Origin of the sequence: Tepidanaerobacter syntrophicus, from assembly GCF_001485475.2 — a bacterium.
Classification (GTDB): Bacteria; Bacillota; Thermosediminibacteria; order Thermosediminibacterales; family Tepidanaerobacteraceae; genus Tepidanaerobacter; species Tepidanaerobacter syntrophicus.
On sequence record NZ_DF977001.1, the window covers coordinates 188,035 to 209,022 of the forward strand.

19 protein-coding genes are annotated in these 20,988 nt (G+C 37.8%); 2 read left to right on the forward strand and 17 right to left on the reverse strand.

Going from position 1 to position 20,988, the window contains the following annotated elements:
* Nucleotides 1–319: 319 nt before the first annotated feature.
* From TSYNT_RS05880 to TSYNT_RS05895, 4 genes are all read right to left on the reverse strand, one after another.
* Nucleotides 320–487: a hypothetical protein gene (locus TSYNT_RS05880; protein ID WP_162780990.1), complete on the reverse strand. Its 168-nt coding sequence runs from the start codon at nucleotides 485–487 to the stop codon at nucleotides 320–322.
* A 79-nt stretch (nucleotides 488–566) separates the two neighbouring features.
* The gene (locus TSYNT_RS05885; RefSeq protein WP_059032570.1) at nucleotides 567–1,682 is read right to left on the reverse strand and encodes a dihydrolipoamide acetyltransferase family protein; all 1,116 of its coding nucleotides are present in this window, start codon (nucleotides 1,680–1,682) and stop codon (nucleotides 567–569) included.
* Nucleotides 1,683–1,696: 14 nt separating this feature from the next.
* Nucleotides 1,697–2,659, reverse strand: a complete 963-nt coding sequence (locus TSYNT_RS05890) for an alpha-ketoacid dehydrogenase subunit beta (RefSeq protein WP_059032571.1) — start codon at nucleotides 2,657–2,659, stop codon at nucleotides 1,697–1,699.
* A 3-nt stretch (nucleotides 2,660–2,662) separates the two neighbouring features.
* Complete coding sequence (locus tag TSYNT_RS05895) at nucleotides 2,663–3,628, reverse strand: thiamine pyrophosphate-dependent dehydrogenase E1 component subunit alpha (protein ID WP_059032572.1); 966 nt, start codon at nucleotides 3,626–3,628, stop codon at nucleotides 2,663–2,665.
* Between the two features lie 403 nt (nucleotides 3,629–4,031).
* Between TSYNT_RS05895 and TSYNT_RS05900 the strand changes: the two genes are divergently transcribed.
* Together TSYNT_RS05900 and TSYNT_RS05905 are read left to right on the forward strand one after the other, a co-directional pair.
* Nucleotides 4,032–5,210 (forward strand): MalY/PatB family protein, encoded by a 1,179-nt coding sequence (locus TSYNT_RS05900; protein ID WP_059032573.1) that lies wholly within the window; start codon nucleotides 4,032–4,034, stop codon nucleotides 5,208–5,210.
* 119 nt (nucleotides 5,211–5,329) lie between these two features.
* The gene (locus TSYNT_RS05905) at nucleotides 5,330–6,319 is read left to right on the forward strand and encodes a D-alanine--D-alanine ligase family protein (protein WP_059032574.1); all 990 of its coding nucleotides are present in this window, start codon (nucleotides 5,330–5,332) and stop codon (nucleotides 6,317–6,319) included.
* A 54-nt stretch (nucleotides 6,320–6,373) separates the two neighbouring features.
* Here TSYNT_RS05905 and TSYNT_RS05910 read toward each other — a convergent pair whose 3' ends face one another.
* The 13 genes from TSYNT_RS05910 to glpK form a co-directional block, all read right to left on the reverse strand.
* A complete protein-coding gene (locus TSYNT_RS05910) occupies nucleotides 6,374–7,342 on the reverse strand; it encodes a Cof-type HAD-IIB family hydrolase (RefSeq protein WP_059032575.1) in 969 nt (322 codons plus the stop codon).
* 69 nt (nucleotides 7,343–7,411) lie between these two features.
* Nucleotides 7,412–8,635: a DNA polymerase IV gene (locus TSYNT_RS05915; protein WP_059032576.1), complete on the reverse strand. Its 1,224-nt coding sequence runs from the start codon at nucleotides 8,633–8,635 to the stop codon at nucleotides 7,412–7,414.
* A 154-nt stretch (nucleotides 8,636–8,789) separates the two neighbouring features.
* Nucleotides 8,790–10,091 (reverse strand): phenylacetate--CoA ligase family protein, encoded by a 1,302-nt coding sequence (locus TSYNT_RS05920; RefSeq protein ID WP_059032876.1) that lies wholly within the window; start codon nucleotides 10,089–10,091, stop codon nucleotides 8,790–8,792.
* A gap of 237 nt (nucleotides 10,092–10,328) precedes the next feature.
* The gene (locus TSYNT_RS05925) at nucleotides 10,329–10,727 is read right to left on the reverse strand and encodes a secondary thiamine-phosphate synthase enzyme YjbQ (RefSeq protein ID WP_083497672.1); all 399 of its coding nucleotides are present in this window, start codon (nucleotides 10,725–10,727) and stop codon (nucleotides 10,329–10,331) included.
* Between the two features lie 130 nt (nucleotides 10,728–10,857).
* Nucleotides 10,858–11,253 (reverse strand): dihydroxyacetone kinase phosphoryl donor subunit DhaM, encoded by a 396-nt coding sequence (gene dhaM / locus TSYNT_RS05930; protein ID WP_059032578.1) that lies wholly within the window; start codon nucleotides 11,251–11,253, stop codon nucleotides 10,858–10,860.
* 9 nt (nucleotides 11,254–11,262) lie between these two features.
* Entirely contained in the window at nucleotides 11,263–11,895 is a 633-nt protein-coding gene (dhaL, locus tag TSYNT_RS05935; RefSeq protein WP_059032579.1) for a dihydroxyacetone kinase subunit DhaL, read from the reverse strand.
* A gap of 25 nt (nucleotides 11,896–11,920) precedes the next feature.
* Nucleotides 11,921–12,919: a dihydroxyacetone kinase subunit DhaK gene (gene dhaK, locus TSYNT_RS05940; RefSeq protein WP_059032580.1), complete on the reverse strand. Its 999-nt coding sequence runs from the start codon at nucleotides 12,917–12,919 to the stop codon at nucleotides 11,921–11,923.
* Nucleotides 12,920–13,044: 125 nt separating this feature from the next.
* Nucleotides 13,045–14,778: a phosphate/phosphite/phosphonate ABC transporter substrate-binding protein gene (gene phnD / locus TSYNT_RS05945; protein WP_059032581.1), complete on the reverse strand. Its 1,734-nt coding sequence runs from the start codon at nucleotides 14,776–14,778 to the stop codon at nucleotides 13,045–13,047.
* Between the two features lie 18 nt (nucleotides 14,779–14,796).
* Nucleotides 14,797–16,155 carry a sigma-54 interaction domain-containing protein gene (locus TSYNT_RS05950; RefSeq protein ID WP_114272604.1) on the reverse strand — a complete coding sequence of 453 codons (1,359 nt, stop codon included), beginning with the start codon at nucleotides 16,153–16,155 and terminating at the stop codon, nucleotides 14,797–14,799.
* A gap of 22 nt (nucleotides 16,156–16,177) precedes the next feature.
* Complete coding sequence (locus TSYNT_RS05955) at nucleotides 16,178–16,549, reverse strand: DUF1667 domain-containing protein (RefSeq protein ID WP_059032582.1); 372 nt, start codon at nucleotides 16,547–16,549, stop codon at nucleotides 16,178–16,180.
* 3 nt (nucleotides 16,550–16,552) lie between these two features.
* Complete coding sequence (locus TSYNT_RS05960) at nucleotides 16,553–17,815, reverse strand: NAD(P)/FAD-dependent oxidoreductase (protein WP_059032583.1); 1,263 nt, start codon at nucleotides 17,813–17,815, stop codon at nucleotides 16,553–16,555.
* Nucleotides 17,805–19,277: an NAD(P)/FAD-dependent oxidoreductase gene (locus TSYNT_RS05965; protein WP_059032584.1), complete on the reverse strand. Its 1,473-nt coding sequence runs from the start codon at nucleotides 19,275–19,277 to the stop codon at nucleotides 17,805–17,807. Before TSYNT_RS05965 ends, TSYNT_RS05960 begins: the two co-directional genes overlap by 11 nt.
* A gap of 108 nt (nucleotides 19,278–19,385) precedes the next feature.
* On the reverse strand, nucleotides 19,386–20,885 hold the full coding sequence (gene glpK, locus TSYNT_RS05970; protein ID WP_059032585.1) for a glycerol kinase GlpK: 1,500 nt from the start codon (nucleotides 20,883–20,885) through the stop codon (nucleotides 19,386–19,388).
* Nucleotides 20,886–20,988 lie beyond the last annotated feature (103 nt).

Below are 20,988 nucleotides of genomic sequence, written 5' to 3' on the forward strand. Positions count from 1 at the left end.
AAATTAAATTTTTGATATTTTTATTTTACCATAATGTAATAATTTTGTACAAAAAAATAATGCCGCAACATGCGGCAATAAGATTTTTGCTTGTTCCTATTAATCCTCGTAGAATTCTTTAAGCATCTTGTTTATATCTTTTTTAGCTTTCGCAATCTTTTCTTTTACAACTTTATCTTCGAAAAGGTATCTGAACAACATATGTTGTCACCTCCACTGATAATGACTTTCAATCTCAACTAAATTATAGTATGAAAATCATTATCAGTCAAGTAGTTTTTAAAAATAACTTTTTTGGATTGTTTGACTAAAAGACTGTCTAGCTGCATATTTCCAGGAATTCTTGGTAAATATCGCACAGCTCACTAGCTTCTTTTTTTGATGGCATTTCACTTGCAATTCTCAAGAGCGGTTCTGTTCCGGACAATCTTGCAGAAATCCAGCCACCGCTTTCTTGAAATTTATTTTGAAATTCTGAATGCGTCACTCCCTCGACTTTTTTAAATCTGTAAAAAAAATCAGAGGGATAGATATTCCCTCTGATAGCGCCAGGCTATATAGTTTAGTTATATAAGCTTATCAATATTCTCTAAGTTATTTTTAATTTCGCCCAAGAATTTAACTGCATTACTTCCTTCAATAATACGATGATCATAACCTAAACTTGCAATCAAAATTGGTCTTATGACAATACTGTTTTCTATTATTATGGGTCTTTCGGTTATTTTGCCAATCCCTAAAATTGCACTTTGTGGATAGTTTATAACCGGAACAAAGAAACTAGAGCCAAAAATTCCTGAATTTGTGATAGTAAAGGTTCCTTCTGACATATCTTTAATTGTCAAAGTCTTTTTTGCTACTTTTTCTTTAAACTCATTAATACAATTTGAAATATCCTCAAGTGGTCTATCTGCAGCATTTTTTATTACAGGAACATACAATTGGCCTTCATAATCTAGCGCAACTCCAATGTTTATTTGCTTTTTAATCGTGATTTTTTTATCTTCGAGGATTGAGTTGATTATTGGAAATTTCTTTAGCGACTGGCTAACAGCTTTGATAATATACGTTGTATAAGAAAAATTCTTTTTAAGACGCATTTCTTTTACTTTACTCATATCTATTTCCATAAAAGTTGTGGCTTGCACATATTCTTTAGCCTTTTCTATATGCTCAAACATCGATTTTTTAACACCGGTCAGAGAAATTTCTTCTGCGCCAGTTTCTTCTCTTTTTTTAGCTGCATTTTCAACATCTTTTTTTGTAATAATTCCGTTGGGTCCCGTGCCCTGAACATTTGCTAAATCCAAATTATATTCTTGAGCAAATCTTTTTGCAATTGGCTGGACTCTAATCTTTTTCTCTGCTGATACTATTACATCTTTTTCTGCCTTTTCTGCTAGAGAAGGTGGTTTTAGCGATTCTTCAATTTTTGTAAGCTCTTCTACTGAATCAGCTATTATTGCCAAAACAGCCCCTACCGGCAGTTCATCGCCTTCTTTGCACATAAGTTTGATATAACCGCTTTTTTCGGCTGCTACCTCAAAATTTGCCTTTTCAGCAGAAATGCTCATTATATTTTCACCCTTATTTACCTGCTCATTATCTTTAACATATATTTTTTCGATTACGCCAGTTTGCATCAAACCGCTCATTTTTTCTAAAACTATTTTTTCAATCATTACTGCTTTTCTCCCTATCTACATATTTTTTCGGCTGCCATTACTATATCTTGAACTTGAGGTACTGCAGCTTCTTCCGAGGCAAAAGGCACAGGGATTTCTCTTCCTCCAACCCTTATAATCGAACTTTGCAGGTAGTCTATTGCTTCTTCAGCAACCATTGCAGCAATTTCACCGCCAAATCCGCCGAATTTAGGCGATTCGTGAACTACGACTAATCTGCCAGTCTTTTTAACGGAATTCAAAATTATTTCTTTGTCTAGGGGCTTAATTGTCCTCGGATCAACTATTTCTGCCTCAATTCCTTCATCTGCTAATATCTCGGCAGCCTCCTGAGAGCGGCTTACCATCATTGAGGTTGCCACAATTGTAACATCGCTGCCGCCCCTCTTTATGTCTCCCTTGCTAAGGGGTATCGTATAAGGCTCGTCCGGAACTTCTTCTTGAGTGCCATAAAGTCTTTTATGTTCCAAAAATAAAACCGGATCATTGCTCTTAATTGCAGAATGCAGTAAACCTTTAGCATCATAAGGAGTTGAAGGGCATACAATCTTTAGACCTGGAACATTCATGAACCAGGCTTCGACACATTGGCTATGATGCATTCCCAAATTCAAACCTATGCCCATCGGGGCCCTTACTACTAAAGGACAGCATGCTTTTCCAGCAGATAGATAGCGAATTTTCGCGGCGCTTTGCACCAAATGGTCCATTGATATTACAAGTATGTCCGCAAATTGTATTTCAACAATAGGTCTTGTCCCCATGATAGCCGCACCCACACCCATTCCGGCAAGAGCAGCTTCTGATATAGGGGTATTTCTTACTCTATTAGGTCCGAATTCTTCAATAAGCCCTGTAGTGACTCCAAATAAACCCATTTCTATATCTTCTCCAAATGTAAAAACACTCGGATCAGATCGCATGGCTTCAGCATATGCCTCATTTAAAGCTTTTGCATATGTCTTAACACTCATTTATTATACCCCCTCTTCATAAACATCTGTCAGCATATCATCCGTCGTGCAGACCGGCTCATCTTGAATTGATTTAAATGCTTCTTCTATCTCACTGTCTGCATCGTTTTTTATCTTTGCCAAGTCTTCTTCTGATGCCATATCATTTTCTATTAAATAATTTCCAAGTCTTTTTATCGGACATTTCTTTGCCCATTCTTCAATAATCTCAGATGGCCGATTCTCTGGAATAATTCCGGCATGAGGTTTCATCCTAAATGTAATGCAATCTAATAAAGTTGGTCCCTCTCCTCTTCTGGCCCTTTCTACTGCTTCCTTTGTATAGCTATAGACCTCAATTATATTATTCCCATCTATGGTATAGCCAGGGATCCCATATCCAACGGCTCTGTCCGAAAATTTTTTGCAAGCCGTTGCCTTATTAGCCGGCATAGTCACAGCTATCTGGTTATTTTCAATTATAAATATGCAAGGCAGCTTCCATGCGCCTGATAGATTAATAGCTTCATGAAAATCGCCTCTGTTTGCGGCTCCGTCTCCGAAAAAGTTAAGAACCACATTATTTGTACCTTTATAAGATAAAGCTAAAGCCGCGCCGGCTCCGATAGAAATAGAGCTGCCAACCATTCCGGTTCCAGGAAGTACTCCAAGTTCGGGATAGCAGGAATGGTGAGAAGTTTCATGTCCTTTGCTAGGACTCTTTTTCCTGGCACCCATCGCCAAAAGCATAGTTCTTGCCGAAACGCCTCGTGCTATAAATGCGCCGCGGGTTCTTAGCGACGGCAGAACTTTATCATCTGGTCCTATTGCATAACAACTTCCAATGGGTATAGCTTCTTGACCGGTGCTTTGATGAACGACTTCTTTTAAAAGTCCCTTTTTAAACCATTCATCTGTTTTAATATCAAATAACCTTGTTAAAACCATTTGACGATACATTTCAAGTAAATCAGATTTACTAAGATCCAATTGTTCTCACTCCATTCTGTTAATTTTCAAATCGATGATCTCTTTAGAATTTTTGTTAAACCATCTTTTATCTCCTTAGTTGCTTGTTCACCTCCAGTAAGATTTTTTGCTAAATTTACAAGGCTCCGCTTTGACATTTTAGAATTTAAAAAAATGCTTAGCGGAGCCTTTTTATTTAATGGAAGTAGTTTTTAGTTGAAATATTTGATAAAATTTTTAGTATTTATATATTACTTCTATATTTCATATTATTTTCCTTCTTTGTGAAATAATTATTTTTACAAAATATAGATAAATTTTTAATGCTTATTATCCCTGTTTCGCTTAGAGGATTTTTTGTAAATTTGTCAAAATATATATTTATAGCCTATAATTTTAGCATTTTAAAAATGGGGGTATTATAGTGAAATACGATTTTGATAAAGTAATCGATCGAAAAAATGATTATTCGTCTAAATGGAATGATCTTCAAAAAATGTTCGGCAGGGACGACCTTTTGCCCATGTGGGTTGGGGATATGGACTTTGAAAGTCCACAGCCTGTCATAGACGCCCTTGTTGAAAGAGCAAAAAAGGGGGTTTACGGCTACACATCAACGCCTCCGTCCTATTTTGAATCAGTGGCTCAGTGGATGAAAAAACGTCATAATTGGAATGTAGAAACTGACTGGATGGTTTATACGCCGGGAGTAGTTACGGCGCTGAGCTTTATTATAAATGCCTTTACAAATCCAGGAGATAAGATTATAGTTCAGCAGCCGGTATATTATCCGTTTTTCAGAGTCATTGAAGAAAACGGCCGGCGCCTGGTAAATAACCCTTTGATTTATAAAGACGGGAAATATACCATGGACTTTGACGATTTAGAGGAAAAGGTAAAAGATCGCCGAATTAAACTTATGTTTTTGTGTAATCCACACAATCCCGTAGGCCGGGTCTGGACAAAAGAGGAATTGACAAGGCTAGGTCGGATATGCCTCGAAAATAATATTCTTGTAGTATCTGATGAAATCCACCAAGATATTGTCTACCCCGGAGCAACACATATTCCCTTTGCTTCTATATCAGAAGAGTTTGCCTTGAGCTCCATAACATGCACTTCTCCTAGCAAAACTTTTAACCTAGCCGGTCTTCAAACTGCAACTATAATAATTCCAAATACGGTTTACTATGATATTTACAAAAACTTTATCAAAAGGCTTGAGCTGCTAAATAACCATGTATTTGGAATCGTAGCACAAGAAGCAGCTTATATGTATGGTGAGGAATGGCTAAATCAACTTTTGGAATATCTTACAGGTAATTTAAAATTACTTATAGATGAGATCGAAAGAGAAATCCCTCAGTTAAAAGTAATAAGACCCGAAGGGACATTTTTTGTATGGCTTGACTGCACATCTCTTGGTTTAGATCCACATCAGTTAAGTGATTTTATGACAAATAAGGCAAAGCTTGCTTTAGAAAGTGGATATTGGTTTGGTACAGGCGGCGAAGGATTTGAAAGAATAAACATAGCTTGCCCCCGCATATATGTAACAGAGGCCGTAAAACGGTTAAAGACAGCAATTAGAGAAATAAAGTAGCACTTTGCTTAATTTTAGTAAAATTCTTATAAAATTTTTGCATATATGTGCACAATATGGTATAATGAATTAGGCTCAATATTTTATTGGGCTTAATTCATTATAAGGAGGCGCGTCAAATGAAAGTAGGTGTTTTTTGGCGTAAATTCAGAAATGTAGAGCTGCAGAGGAAGATTTCAGAAGAAAATACTTATGATGATGCCTACGAGGAAGCCTTTCAACATATGACGGCCTTGCAGGAAGCCGGTTTTGATGCTGAGTTAATCGAATGGAGGAATAATGATCCTAGAAAGACATTGAGGGAAGTTTTTTCAAAAGGAATTGACATCGTTTTTAATGCTTCATCGCTAAGAGAAGTAGCTTTTCTAGAAGCATTCGATATACCTTACGTAGGCTCAGGTATTGATTTAGTTGCAACTAACAAAGCAACGCGCAAAAAAATCTTAGCATTTCATCAATTACCAACCCCTAAGTTCTTTGTAGTAAAAAATTCTAGAAGTATTCCTTCTCATTCTTTAAATTACCCATTATTTGCAAAACCTGTCAGCGGCCGTGGAAGTGCCGGGATAAGCGAGGAGAATATAGTATATAATTTAAAGGATTTAGGTAGAATCGTCGATAAAATTGCCAAAAAAATCGGTCAAGATACATTGGTTGAGGAATTTATCGATGGCCGCGAAATCACAGTAGGCGTTATCGGCAATGAAGAACCTAAGGTGCTTCCAATTCTTGAAATCCAGTACAATTCAGCAAAAACAAATACTTATGAGCACAAAATGCTAGATAGGGAGATTATTAAGTGTCCGGCAGATCTTCCGAAAGACATAGAAGATAATATCAAAGAAACAGCAGTAAAGATATATAAAGTCTTAAATGTCAAAGATTTTGGGCGTATCGATATGATATTATCCAAAGATGGCACTCCTTATTTTCTGGAAATTAACACTTTTGCAGGTCTTACAATGCCAAAAGGTAAAGCTCACAGCGGTTACATGGGATATATGGCTCAAGCCGAGGGCATGTCGGCAGCCAAATTTATCGGACAAATCTTGCAATATGCAGCAAAGCGCTATTCATTTGATGAAAAAGTATACGAACTACCATCATAAAAATAAGGCGGCAGGTTGCCTCCTTATTTCTTTATTCTCTTCTTTTTTATTTTCTTATCTTTCGCTTTGGCAAAACTTTGTTTGTGGCAGTGTTTCTTTTATCTGTATTTCTCCTGCAAGAAGCTTTTCGAAAAATATCGCAAGACCTTCGCTATCATTGTCTGCAGTTACATAATCTGCTTTGCTTTTTACTCTTTCCGGGGCATTGCCCATAGCAACTCCCAGTCCTGCATATTCAATCATTTTAATGTCATTTATGTTATCGCCTACGGCTATTATTTCTTCACGGTTTAGCCCAAGCTTTTCGCTTACAACAGCAAGGCCTTTAGCCTTCGATACCCCACCTCTTAGTATATCTATACAGTTATCTATGGCTGATGTTATTGAAATTTCATCTTTATATTTTTTTGTTATTTCTTCTATAAAAAGTTTCAAATCCTCTTGTCTTTCATTCCCATAAACCACGACTTTAAGGGGTTCTTCTTCCATAGCTTTAATTGCTTCGTCCACGTTTTTTACATTTGTTACCGGTATAAAAGCAAAATCTCGCATTAAATTAAAATATCCTATCGGTGAATGTTTTAGCGGCTCCCTTAAAAAGCGCTTAAAATATTTGCTGCGGTAACTTGAACCTATATTGATTTTTCTTTCTTCTGTAAAGATTTGAATCTTAAAATCATCATATTGTGATGCGGTTTTCATAATATCCGCGGCAATTTCTTTGGAAAGAGAATGGTATATGGCAGAATTTGTAGAAAAATCTTTTATGAGTGCTCCATCACTGCAAATAAGAGGGGCATCTATATTTATTTCTTTTGCCCTGCTTAAGGCACTTCTATAGTGTCGTCCTGTAGATATTGTAACTTTTATCCCTGCATCCTTTGCCTTTTTAATCGCATTTTTCGTGCGCGAAGTTATGATATGATGGCTATTGATAAGTGTACCGTCGATATCTAATGCTGCCAATTTAAATTTTTTATAATTGCCTTTAAATAAGTCACTGTTTTTAAATTTTACTTTCATAGACTACAGTCCTTTTCTTTAAAACCTTTTGCACGCTTTAATTATATAATTACTTTGAGATTTTTTCAATTAAAACCGGCTTCTCTTATTTTCGCTCATTTTTTGCGCTTTACTTAATTTTCTTTCATTTAATTCTTTATCCTGCAGAAGTCTTGCACGAAAAATCGCATCATCGCCAAACCGATCTTTTATTTTATCCACTGCCATATTAAGTTTTTTCTTCTTTTTTTCTTCACTAAAAAGAGAAACTTGATCGAATTCTTTAACAAGGTTAGAAAGACTTACGCCTATAAGTCTTAATGGCATTTTGCCGTCCCAGTTTGAATAAAGCAGTCTTTTGGCCGTATTATAAATATCTTCTGTGTTATTAGTGTAAAAGATAGTATTTGAACGGGTAACCACATCGAATAAATTATTTTTTAATGTTATGCTGACTGTCCGACCTAAATAGTTTTCTCGCCGCACTCTGCGCCCTACTTGTTCGGCTAAAAAAAGAAGGACCTTTTCTGCCTCATCAAAAGATGTGATATCCGCCGGCATAGTAATAGAATGTCCCATAGATTTTGCATCATCTGCTATGTGGGGATTTACCCTGCTGTCATCTATTCCATTTGCCCAAAGATGTAAATATGTACCGTTTAAACCAAAGGCTTTCTCTAAAACATTCTTTGGGGTAATTGCCAAATCTCCTATGGTTTTAATATTCATATGACTAAAACGCTCATTCATCCGCCTGCCCACTCCAAATAATTTGTCGACAGGCAGGGGCCAAAGCAGCTTTGGAACATCTTCGGGATAAAGCACAGTAATTGCATTAGGTTTTTTCATGTCAGAGGCCATTTTGGCTAAAAGTTTATTTGATGATACACCTATGGAGCATTGAAGATCTATCTCTTTGGCAATCTTAAATTGAATTTTTTTAGCTATATTAAGTGAATCTCCAAACAGTTTTTCGCAGCCTGATACATCAAGCCATGCTTCGTCGATGCTAAATACTTCGACTTGTGGAGTAAAATTTCTAAGGATATTCATGACATTTTGACTGGTATCTACGTATAATTCATATTCCGGTTTCATAAATATACCTTGAGGACAAAGTTTTTCTGCCTGCCATTTTGGCATTCCTGTCTTTACTCCATATCTGCGTGCCTCATAAGAGGCTGTAAGTATAATGCCGGTCCTCTTTTTTGGATCTCCCGCTACCATTATGGGCTTATTTTTAAGGGAAGAATCTTTTGCTTGATGGCACGAAGCATAAAACGCATTCATATCCACATGTAAAATCGAAAGCATCTAATCATCTCCGAACATATGTTTGGTTTAATCTTATCATGAGAAAAGATAAAAATCAATTCTAACAAAAATACCTCCAAAGTAGATTTTGGTTATTTACCTTGTCTACTTTAGAGGTATCATATCATCTTACTGGCGGCGCTATAATTTAATATTAATTTTGTTTTCTTAAGTCTTTAACTCTGCGGGCTTTTCCTTCAAATCGTTCAAGGGAATTGGGAGCTATAAGTCTAACATTTGCACTAATGCCTAAAACTGTGTGAAGTTTATGTTCTATACGTTTTTCCATAGCTTCCAGTTCTCTAAATCGATCGGTAAAAATCTCCTCTGTAACCTCGACCTGAACCTCTAGTTCGTCCATATAACCGTTTTTAGTAACAACGAGCATATAATTAGGTGTAAGACCTTCCGATTGAACCAAAACACCTTCAATTTGGGATGGGAAAACATTAACGCCTCTAATTATAAGCATATCGTCGGTTCTTCCGGAGATTTTCTTCATTCGAGTACTTGTCCTACCACATTTGCAAGGCTCGGGATTTAAGGAAGATATATCTCTTGTGCGATAGCGTATCAAGGGAAGGGCTTCTTTAGTAAGTGTTGTTATAACTACTTCCCCTTCTTCGCCGTAATCTTTCGGTTCTCCAGTTACCGGATCAATAATTTCTATTAGGAAATGGTCTTCAGCTATGTGCATGCCATCTTGATACTGACACTCCCCTGAAACTCCGGGGCCCATCACTTCGCTAAGACCGTAATTATCAGTAACTAAAATTCCCCAGCGCTTTTCAAGCTCCCGCCGCATTTCTTCTGTGCATGCTTCTGAACCAAAAAGGCCATATTTTAGTTTTAAATTTTTTATGTCAATCCCCATTTTTTCAGCAACTTCTGACATATACAGAGCATATGAAGGAGTTGAAATAAGGGCTGTAGATTCAAAATCCTGTAAAAGCATAATCTGCCGCTCGGTATTCCCCACTGATGCAGGCACTACAGCAGCTCCGACTTTTTCAAGACCATAGTGGAGGCCAAAGGCACCTGTGAAAAGTCCATACCCGAAAGCCACTTGAGCCATATCTTCATCTGTTACTCCGGCTTGAGTTACTACCCTTGCAACAACTTCGGCCCATGTATCAAGATCACTTCTCGTATATCCTACCACTGTCGGCTTTCCTGTAGTACCTGAAGAAGCATGTATTCTCAGCAACTTATTTCTAGGAACAGCAAAAAGACCAAAGGGGTAGTTGTCTCTTAATACGTCCTTTGTTGTAAATGGTAAGCGCCTTATGTCCTCTAATTTTTTAATATCAGCAGGCGTAATCCCCATTGAATCGAACGTTTTTTTGTAATAAGGAACGTTATCGTAAACTCTTTTTAATGTTGCCCTAAGTCTTTCAAGCTGGATTTCCTCAATGTCTTTTCTTGAAGCGCATTCCCATTGCTTATTCCAAATTATTGGCAATTAAGCCTCTCCTCCTTTTGTGCTGCATTAATTATTTATGATTAAGCTGTTGTTCTGATTATCAAAGAGAGGAGGGGTTATTATATTTGTGAACATTTCCATCCTCCCGTGCTACCCTTTTATCTTTATCGCAAATTTTTTATACCTACCATAATACAATTTCATTTGCAATACTTATAAAATAGCAAACCTACTCGCCGTTGTCAATACTTTCGGATTTTATTGCGTCTATTATTTGTCCTCCATAACCTTAACTATGATATTTCTTGTTCTGGGTCCATCAAATTCACAGAAAAATATTCTCTGCCATGTGCCTAGTAATAATTTACCTTCTCTGACTATAAGTGCTAAACTGTTTCCCACCAATGAAGCTTTAATATGGGCATCCGAATTTCCTTCTAAATGGCGATAGTCACCATTATGAGGAATAAGTTTATCTAGAGTTTCTAGGATATCAATTGACACGTCCTTATCTGCTCCCTCATTTATGGTAATTCCCGCTGTAGTATGAGGAATAAAAATGTAACATATACCATCCTTCACTTCTGACTCATCTACACTTTTCTGAACAATTGTAGTTATATCAAGCATTTGGTTATGTTCTTCTGTTCTAATAGTAAATTTTTGCATGATATCTGCCTCCGATTTTTTATTTAAAATATATATGCTTTTATATTTCGCTGTTTTGTTTAAAAATCCTTCATAAAAAATAATAAAGCATGCATAAGGAGCTTCCGTCGTGCGAAAGCTCCTTATAAGCCTACATTATCTTCTTCATACCTCGTGTATCTTCGGCAGCTTTTTTAACTTCTTCAAGACTTTTCCCGAAGCTTGCTTCCATAGCTGCCGACATAGCTCCTTCTACAAAAGGAGCGTCTGCCATGCAAACCTTCTTTCTTACATCTTCTCTTAAATCTTCAATGGCCATCTCGGCGCTCATTACCGCACTACCAAGATCCGGTATAACTAATACTCCGTCTCCATCAAAGACTTCGATGATTTTCTCTTCGATTAAGAATGCATCAGTGCCCAGTCTGCCGTCTGAGGTTCCTGCAGCCTCTTCAATCTTTATTTTCTCTCTTACAACCTGCTCTATGAGCTCTTTAGCTCCTTGTGCCAACTTTTTGCTATGTGAGACAAGTACAATTCCAACCAATGTAACACCTCATTTTTGCATATTTTCCAGTGCATCGTATATAGCTTTAAGCATAATATAGCAGGATGTAGCTCCCGGGTCTTGATGACCGATGCTTCTTTCCCCAAGATAACTTGCCCTTCCTTTTTTTGCGATAATGCCTTTCGTATATTCTACACCATCTTTTGCCGCATCTACAGCTTTTTTTAAAAGATTAAGGTCTGCAGGCGAAGAACTTTTTAAGACTTTGACAGCAGGTTCTAAAGAATCTATTATGGTTTTTTCGCCTTTTTGGGCCTTTCCTCGCATTTTAATGCCTTCAAGGGCGGCGTCCAATATAGTAGGCAAATCCTCAAATGTGATCTTATCTTTTGTCCCGGTTGCCTGAGATGCCCTCATAAATGCCGTCCCGTATAAAGGACCTGATGCACCTCCTACTGTGGATACCAAAGTCATTCCAACCGTTTTTAAGATAGTGCCGCAGTCCTTATCTTCCATCGATGAAATTTTTTCGCTGACCGCTTTAAAGCCCTTTGCCATATTTATGCCGTGATCGGCATCGCCAATTGCCGCATCAAGCTCTGTTAAAAAATCCTTATTTTCCTCAATATACTGTGCCATATGATTTATTATTTTTATAAGTTGTGCACTGTCAACTGCCATTATGTTCTCTTCCTTTCTCGCCAAATCAAAGCTGTCTAAAAGCAGGTGTATCTGCAGATGCATCTAGCAGAGTTTTTAGCTCCTCATCTAATTTTAAAAGAGTAATAGATGCTCCCGCCATCTCAAGTGAAGTCATAAATTCACCGATAAACGTCTTATAGACCTTAATTTTCTTTTCCTTTAAAACCTCGCTTACTCTTCGGTTCATTATAAATTGTTCCATTAATGGTGTTGCGCCAAGGCCGTTTACCATCACGGCTACTTCATCGCCTGCTTCATAAGGCAAATCCTTTGTTATCTTATCAAGTAAGTGATCCACGATTTCATCTGCCTTCATGATAGAAGTCCTCATTGTCCCCGGTTCTCCGTGAATGCCTATGCCTATTTCCATTTCATCTTCGCCCAAGGTAAAGTTGGGTTTGCCCGCAGCAGGGACAGTGCAGGGCGTAAGAGCAAATCCCATGCTCCGCACATTATTAATAACTTTTTCTGCTGTATTTTTTACTTCTACCAAAGTCCCGCCTGCTTCTGCCTTTGCTCCTGCAATCTTATGCACAAAAACCGTTCCCGCAATGCCGCGTCTTCCGGTGGTATAAAGGCTGTCTTCAACAGCAACGTCATCATTTACAACTACTTTTTCAATATTTACTCCGTCGCCCTCAGCCATTTCCGCCGCCATTTCAAAGTTCATTATATCACCAGTGTAGTTCTTTATTATCAGCAGAACCCCAGCTCCCCCGTCCACTGCTTTTATTGCTTCATATATCTGATCAGGGGTTGGCGATGTAAAAACAGCTCCTGCTACTGCCGCATCCAACATGCCCTTACCTACAAAGCCTGCATGAGAAGGCTCATGGCCGCTGCCTCCTCCTGATACTAACGCAACCTTTCCTTTTACCGGCGCATTAGTTCTTATCATAACATCAAAACCATCAAGCTTCCTTACATACTGAGGATAAGCTGCGGCCATACCTTCCAGCATTTCCTCAACTACATTTTCAGGATTATTTATGACCTTTTTCATTAAATCATCGCCTCCTAAAAGCTGTTTAGTTTTATTATACTATATTCATGGCAGTTTACATAGGTAAAAAGGATTTGTTTAAACATCGCGCGAGATATACTTTACTATTTTTAATTAAATATTTGTCAGTTTGCATCTTTTGCGACTTCCCGGACTATATCATAGTTTTTGTCATCAGCAATGACGAATCCGTTAATTACTGAACTCCCCTTCTTGTTGTCTCTGTAATTGATAAAAGCTTTTTTGAGTTTATCCAAAATCTCTTGATCCATATTTGCTCGGGCGGCTATGCAGTCTTTGGGAATCGGGTCGGTTTTTGCCAAATATACAAGTTTTGTTATATCTAAACCTTGACGTTTTGCTTCTTCTATAGCTTCAGAATAAGTAGCTCCTACTTTAACCGAGCCTGAAAGCACTGCTTCAACAACGTTGCTGTGGGTTCCAAGAAATAATTGCTCTTCTAAATCTCTATCAGGATCTATTCCTGCTTTTTTCAGCAGCATGCGAGGATAAGCATAGCCCGAAGCTGATTTTGGATCTACAAAAGCCATTCGCTGGCCTTTTATATCTGCCAGATTTTTTATTCCGGAATCAACAGTTGTAATAATATAACCTAGGTAACTCGGCGAACCGTTTACTATAGGCGTTACAAGCGGAACAATAGGACCTTTGCTTTTTGCATTTACATAAGCGAGCGGCGAAAACCATCCTACATCAATAATGCCATCAATCAAACTATTTGACAGTGCATCATAATCAGTAGCAACTAAAACATGTGGAATCAGGTTTATATTCTTACACACCATATTAATAACCGGCAGGTACAGCGATTTTATAACTTCCGGACTCAGCGCAGGATTTATTCCAAAAATTATTTCGTTTTCTTTTTTAAGGTTAACAGACTCTTTTTGTAATAAGTAAACTTTTTGCACCAACCTTTGAGCTATTTCTAAAAGCTCCTGATTGCATTTTTCCTGGTCTCTTATTAAAAATGCTGCTTTTGTCGTAGAATCTGCAGTTTCTGCAGTTTTTTCATAAAGAGCGGCAAAGATACCAGCCAGGTATTCCGAAACTTTTGCCTGATCTTGTGAAGACTCGAATAATTCGGTATTAAGTTTAGAAATGTCCTCAAATACCCCGACTGCTTCCCCCATAATCTTTTTGCCAACCTGCATTTTAGCATTTGCATCTTGAAGTCTTTCCGCTCCGTCTCTTGATATTCTGCATGCTTGAATTATGCCTTCATTAATAAGATCTGCGGTCTCATGTATTTCTTGAGATTTTATTCTACTTTGTTCTGCAAGCTTTCTAATTTCATTTGCAACAACACCAAAACCCCTACCGGCGTCTCCTGCTCTAGCAGCTTCTATAGCTGCGTTTAATGCCAGCAAATTAGTTTGTTTTGCTATATGAGTTGTAAAGCCTACAAAATCCCTTACTTTTTCTGTAAGTTCTACAATACCTTCAATTTCGCGGGCAGATTGGTCTATTTGAAAAGTAACATCTGCTAAAACTCTCTCTGCTTCAGCTATAGAAGTATTCCCTTCTTCTACTTTTTTTAAATAGTCTTTAGAAATTCGGGAAACTGTCAAAGCTGTTTCATTTAACTTAGATGCCAATAAAGATAAACCTCTTAGTTCTTCTGAGCCGCTAGCTGCATTTGCGCTTATTTCCTGTGAATGGCAAGAAATATCCTCAACCAGTTTAACTAAGCTTTTTACTGTGTCAGAGTTCTTTGCAACTACCCATTTTATTTCATGGGCGTCGTAGCCCACTTCTTCACTTAAATGAAGCATTTCGCTTTGATCAGTTGAATAGTTTTGAATATCATTTCCTTTAAATGATTTTAAGTTTGGCATTCTAAAACTCCTTTAAACTTACTCTATTATGCCATACCTTCTAGCTTTTGCCGCTACAGTTTTATGAGTAATGCCTAAGGCTTTTCCTGCAGCATTGAAGCTTTTATATTTGTTTAGTGCGACTTTAATTATTGCCTTTTCGTAATCATCGTAACTTGCCAGCTCACCGTCCGGCTCAAGATTAATTAGTGGTCGTTTTGTCTCGCTTGTCCTGTTAGTTATGCCTTGCGGTAAATCCGAAATATCAATTACGTCTGTTTCCGCAAGGTTGATAGCGCGCTCAATTATATTCTCAAGTTCTCTTACATTTCCTGGCCAATCATAATTATATAAAGATTCAACAGCTCTTTTTGTTATTGATTTACTTTTCACTCCCAATTTTATGCACAATTTCCTAAGAAAATGCTCAACAAGCAGTGGAATATCTTCTTTTCTTTCTCTTAAACTAGGAAGCACTATAGGCACTACATTTAAGCGGTAGTATAAATCCTCACGAAAATCCCCAAAACTTACCATTTCTTGTAAATTTCTATGTGTTGCAGCTATTATTCTTACATCTGTTTTTAAAACGCGATTGCCTCCAACTCTTTCAAATTCACGTTCCTGTAAAACCCTCAGAAGTTTTGACTGTAAATTTTTATCAAGTTCCCCTATTTCATCTAAAAATATAGTGCCGCCATTTGCCAGTTCGAATTTTCCAATCTTTTGATATATAGCTCCGGTAAAAGCACCTTTTTCGTGGCCAAAAAGCTCACTCTCCATCAGATCGGCTGGAATTCCGGGACAATTTACTTTTATAAACGGACCATCGCATCTTTTACTTGCGCAGTGTATCGCCTCTGCTACAAGCTCTTTTCCTGTCCCGCTTTCTCCTTGCAATAGAACTGTAGAAGAAGTTTTAGCCGCCTTTGCGGCAACTTTTAAAGCCGAAAGTAACCTTTTGCTGCTGCCAATAATATTCTTAAAGGCTCCATCAGCAATCTCGAAATCACTATCCCTGTCTAAGTCTTTAGAGCGCAGACGAGGCATTGCCTCTGTTTGGAGGAAATGCCTGTTGAAGACCACTGAATACCCTAAAATTTCACTTTCGTCTGAAATGGGATTAACTTCAGCTGATATAATTTTACTTTCATCAAAACTTTTATTTTCTCTGACTCGAATTCTGGTAAATGAGCCATTTCCTAGAGTTACATCGGGAATTACGTCTTGCAGCGGGCTGCCCTCTATTAATTCCTTTTTAAACCCGATTAATTCTTCTGCTACCTTATTGCACAGGGCAATAGTTCCCTCCTGATCTGTTATAATGATACCTAAGGGCAAGCTGTCAAAAACTTTTTCATTTGTAATTTCTACAAATGATTTACCGTTTTGGCACACGGCTTTTCACCTCGGTTTAAATTTACTTTTTTTCGGCATTGCCTGTTGCTACTATATCGATTCCAGTACCTACAACATTGCTTACAACGACATCGCCGATTTTAACAGGCGGAGACACTGTAACATCTTTCAGCTCTACCATGGCTCTTTTTAACAGCTTTTTAGGAATGGGTTCTTTCGTCTTGACAGGCAGCATCCTGCCATCTGCTAATTTTAGTGTGGTGGTAAGCGTTCTTCTAGGATCTAAAACTTCATTTTTTGCATACTCTATACCGCGTTTACATCCATAATTTTTTATACTCTCAATATTGCCGTCTACTAGTTTCACATCTATTTGGCACCCTTTTGGGCAAATAATGCATGTTACCGTTTTATCGACTTCAACTGATTGCATTATCTACACCTCTTCTCGAAGAGAAAATTTTAATGTTTTAATGTCTTTACCGGCAAGCTCACTCTTTTTAATCTCAATATTTATCATCTCACTGGGTTTTATATGTTGTAACACTCTTGCACGAATCAATTCATTATCGGATTCTATAAACAGCCGCGCTTTTTCCATTGGTCTTGTGCTGCGCATAAAAAAGTTTTGTTTTTCACTTAGAATTTTTTCAGGATTTACAAGCTGTGGCACTACATATCTTATGTCGTCACCGGCTAAAATTGAAATATAGTTTTTATCGGGAATCTTGTCTTTTAAATAGTTTGTAGCTCCCATGCCTGCAAGCCTTGATTCCATCGTAACAAAATCAACTAAATCGTGAACATGAACCACATTGCCGCATGCAAAAATTCCAGGTATAGAAGTTTCCATTCTTTGGTTTACCACAGGTCCGCCTGTAACATTGTCAATTTTGATATCAGCCATTTTAGAAAGCTCGTTTTCAGGTATAAGGCCTACGGACAAAAGCAGTGTGTCGCAGCTTACAAATTTTTCGGTAGACGGGATAGGATTCATATTCTCATCTACTTCTGCAATAGTCACACCTTCGATCCTATCTCTTCCATGAATATATGTGACTGTATGGCTTAGGAGCAAAGGAATATCAAAATCATTTAGGCATTGAACGATATTTCTTGTAAGTCCGTTTGAATACGGCATAATTTCTGCTACACACTTTACTTTTGCTCCTTCTAGCGTAAATCGCCTTGCCATAATAAGCCCTATATCGCCGGAGCCTAAAATAACAACTTCTTTTCCTGGCATATAACCTTCAATATTTACAAAACGTTGGGCTGTTCCTGCTGTAAAGATTCCTGCAGGCCGGTATCCCGGAATGTTTATGGCACCTCTTGTCCTTTCTCTGCATCCCATAGTCAGAATCACTGCATCAGCCCTGATTTGAAGCAGTCCTTTTTTGGGGCTTACCGCAGTTATTGTTTTGTCAGCTCCAAGTTCTATAACCATTGTATCGAGCAGGGTTTCAATACCCATTGTTTTAAGTTCTTCAATAAATCTATCAGCATATTCAGGCCCTGTAAGTTCTTCATTAAATACATGGAGTCCAAAACCATTGTGAATGCATTGCTGCAGTATTCCTCCAAGCCCTGAATCTCTTTCTATAAGTAAGATATCCTCTGCTCCGCTCTTTTTAGCTTCTATTGCAGCAGCAAGACCTGCAGGGCCGCCACCGATTACTACAAGTTGCTTATTTAGCATTTTGGTCACCGCCTTCGTCCTTCAAGAATTCCTTTATTCGGCCAATAAGAATATTGGACCCGGGACCTTTTTTTGTAACTTCTAAGGGATCTATACCAAGTTCTCGGGTAATTATTTCTACTACTCTAGGCGAGCAAAAACCTCCCTGGCATCTTCCCATGCCTGCTCTAGTCCTTCTTTTTACTGCATCAATGCTTTGCGCTCCTATAGGTCTTTTTATTGCATCAATTATTTCTGCTTCGGTAACGGTTTCGCATCGACAGATTACATGTCCAAAGGCCGGATTTTCTTCAATAAGCTTTTTTCGTTCTTCGTTATCCATTTCTCTGAACCTGAATTTTTTGGGCCTATGCGGTATAAAATCCCTTTTTTCTTTTAGCTTAAGGCCTATATCTTGTAAAATGTCTTTTACTTCAAGAGCTATCGCAGGTGCTGATGTAAGCCCCGGTGATTGTATACCGCCAACATTGATAAATCCATTAACTTTTTTCGATGCTTCGATTATAAAATCGTTAGTATTAGAAACTGCCCTTAATCCTGCAAAAGATGTTATGACATTTCTCATAGGTAAATTTGGGATAAGCTTTTTTCCGCCTGCTACAATTTCTTTTATGCCGTCAGAGTTTACACTTGTATCATATTTATCTCCTATATCATGGGAATTTGGTCCTATAAAGATATTACCATCAACCGTAGGGCAAACTAAGATGCCTTTTGATATTTTAGTTGGTGTAGGAAATACGGCCTTTTTTACTAAACCTCCAAACTGTTTATCGAAAATTAAATACTCGCCTTTGCGAGGAGTTATTGTATATTCTTCGGCTCCTGCCATTTTCGATATTTCATCAGCAAAAAGTCCCGCGGCATTTACTATATATTTTGTTTCTATATTTCCTTTTGGAGTTTTTATTAAAAAGTGATGATTACCCAATACTTCTATGTCTGTTACAGGAGAATTGAGCCAAAATTTTACACCATTCTGGCTGGCATTTTCAGCTAGTGCAATAGTAAGCTCATAAGGACAAACAATACCTCCTGTCGGGGCATCAAGAGCGGCTTTTGCCTCGGGATTCAAATTTGGTTCAAGTGTTAAAAGTTCATCTTTGCCTATTATTCTAAGGGGATTTACTCCATTAATTTTCCCTCTTTCTAAAAGTTCGCAAAGCACTTGAACTTCTTCATCATTTACGGCAACTACCAATGATCCGTTCATTTTAAACGGTACATCCAGCTCTTTGCATAACTCAGGATATAGCCTATTTCCTATTACATTAAATTTTGCCTTTAGGGTGCCCGGCTCAGCATCGAATCCTGCATGGACTACTGCACTGTTTGCTTTACTTGTGCCGCAGGCTACATCTTCTTCTTTTTCAACTAATGTAATATCAATATCGTAACGAGCAAGCTCTCGCGCAATAGCACATCCCGTCACTCCTGCTCCGATAATTACTATATCTTCCATTTTTTTCCTCCTTAAAAATGAAAAAACCACACCTATAGAAAGGTGTGGTTCTCCATATTCTCCACCACAGCTAAAATCAAATTTAAATTCTATTCTATTATATTTTCATTATACATCTTTATCTTCCCAATTCATAGAGCGCTTAACAGCTTTTTTCCAACCTGCATAAAGCCGTTCTTTTGTTTCAGTTTCCATCTGAGGTCTAAATGTTTTATCAATTTGCCATTTAGACGAAATATCATTTTTGTCTTTCCAGTAACCAACTGCAAGGCCGGCAAGATAAGCAGCACCTAAGGCTGTGGTTTCTATTACCTTTGGTCTATCGACCGGAACCCCTAAGATATCAGCTTGAAATTGCATTAAGAAATTATTTGCAACTGCTCCGCCATCAACTTTCAAGTTCTTTAAAGTAATCCCTGAATCTTGCTGCATTGCTTCTAAAACGTCCCTGGTTTGATAGCAAATCGATTCTAGTGCGGCTCTGACAATGTGTTCACGTTTTGCTCCACGGGTAAGGCCTAAAATTGCACCCCGCGCATACATATCCCAATAAGGAGCACCTAATCCAACAAAAGCCGGCACCAAATATACCCCATTATTATCTTCCACTTTCATAGCCAATTCTTCGCTTTGAGCGGCATTGTCCAAAACTCTAAGTTCATCGCGCAGCCACTGGATAACAGCGCCTGCAATAAAGATGCTTCCCTCTAAAGCATATTCAACTTTTCCGTCTACTCCCCATGCAATTGTAGTAAGAAGACCATGTTTTGATTCAACAGCCTTTTCACCAGTATTCATCAACATAAAACAGCCTGTTCCGTATGTGTTCTTGGCCATTCCCGCACTATAGCATGCTTGTCCGAACAATGCAGCTTGCTGGTCGCCTGCGACACCTGCAATAGGAACTTCGCCTCCGAATATTTCAGTGGTAGTATAGCCATAAACGCAGCTCGAAGGCATTACTTTCGGCAACATATTTTTAGGTATATTTAGTTCTTTTAATATGTCTTCGTCCCAGTCCAATGTATGTATGTTAAACAGCATGGTTCTAGATGCATTGCTGTAATCTGTTACATGTACTTTTCCGCCAGTCAAATTCCATATGAGCCATGTGTCAATATTCCCGAACAATAAATCGCCTTTTTCTGCCTTTTCTCTTGCGCCCTCTACATTATCAAGAATCCATTTTATTTTTGTCCCTGAAAAATAAGCATCGACAACTAAACCGGTTTTTTCACGTATTTTTTCTGTAAGACCCCGCTCTTTTAATTCATCGCAGATAGATGCTGTTCTACGACATTGCCACACTATAGCATTATATACTGGCTTTCCGGTATTCTTATCCCAAACAACTGTGGTTTCTCTTTGATTTGTAATACCTATAGCAGCAATATCATGTACTGCTAAACCGCATTTTAAAAGAACTTCTTTGGCTACACCTATTTGGCTTCCCCAAATTTCCATAGCATCATGCTCCACCCAGCCTGGCTTTGGATAAATTTGAGTAAATTCTCTATTTGTAACGCCTTTAATTAAACCATTCTCATCAAAAATTATTGCTCTGGAGCTAGTCGTCCCCTGATCTAAAGCCATTATATATCTAGACACTGTATATTACCTCCCTATACATATTTTAATTTTATTTGAAATATATGAAAATTTATTATGCACTTTAGAATATATTTGAATATTTTTTAACTGACTAACTATT

Coding starts and splice junctions, on each gene's coding strand:
- TSYNT_RS05915 (WP_059032576.1), bottom strand. CDS start 8,635: ATGCTTTCGATTTTACATGTGGATATGAATGCGTTTTATGCTTCGTGC.
- TSYNT_RS05925 (WP_083497672.1), bottom strand. CDS start 10,727: ATGCAAAAATTTACTATTAGAACAGAAGAACATAACCAAATGCTTGAT.
- TSYNT_RS05890 (WP_059032571.1), bottom strand. CDS start 2,659: ATGAGTGTTAAGACATATGCAAAAGCTTTAAATGAGGCATATGCTGAA.
- dhaK (WP_059032580.1), bottom strand. CDS start 12,919: ATGAAAAAGGTCATAAATAATCCTGAAAATGTAGTTGAGGAAATGCTG.
- TSYNT_RS05885 (WP_059032570.1), bottom strand. CDS start 1,682: ATGATTGAAAAAATAGTTTTAGAAAAAATGAGCGGTTTGATGCAAACT.
- TSYNT_RS05960 (WP_059032583.1), bottom strand. CDS start 17,815: ATGCTAAATAAGCAACTTGTAGTAATCGGTGGCGGCCCTGCAGGTCTT.
- phnD (WP_059032581.1), bottom strand. CDS start 14,778: ATGCCAAACTTAAAATCATTTAAAGGAAATGATATTCAAAACTATTCA.
- TSYNT_RS05955 (WP_059032582.1), bottom strand. CDS start 16,549: ATGCAATCAGTTGAAGTCGATAAAACGGTAACATGCATTATTTGCCCA.
- TSYNT_RS05905 (WP_059032574.1), top strand. CDS start 5,330: ATGAAAGTAGGTGTTTTTTGGCGTAAATTCAGAAATGTAGAGCTGCAG.
- TSYNT_RS05910 (WP_059032575.1), bottom strand. CDS start 7,342: ATGAAAGTAAAATTTAAAAACAGTGACTTATTTAAAGGCAATTATAAA.
- dhaL (WP_059032579.1), bottom strand. CDS start 11,895: ATGGCAGTTGACAGTGCACAACTTATAAAAATAATAAATCATATGGCA.
- TSYNT_RS05965 (WP_059032584.1), bottom strand. CDS start 19,277: ATGGAAGATATAGTAATTATCGGAGCAGGAGTGACGGGATGTGCTATT.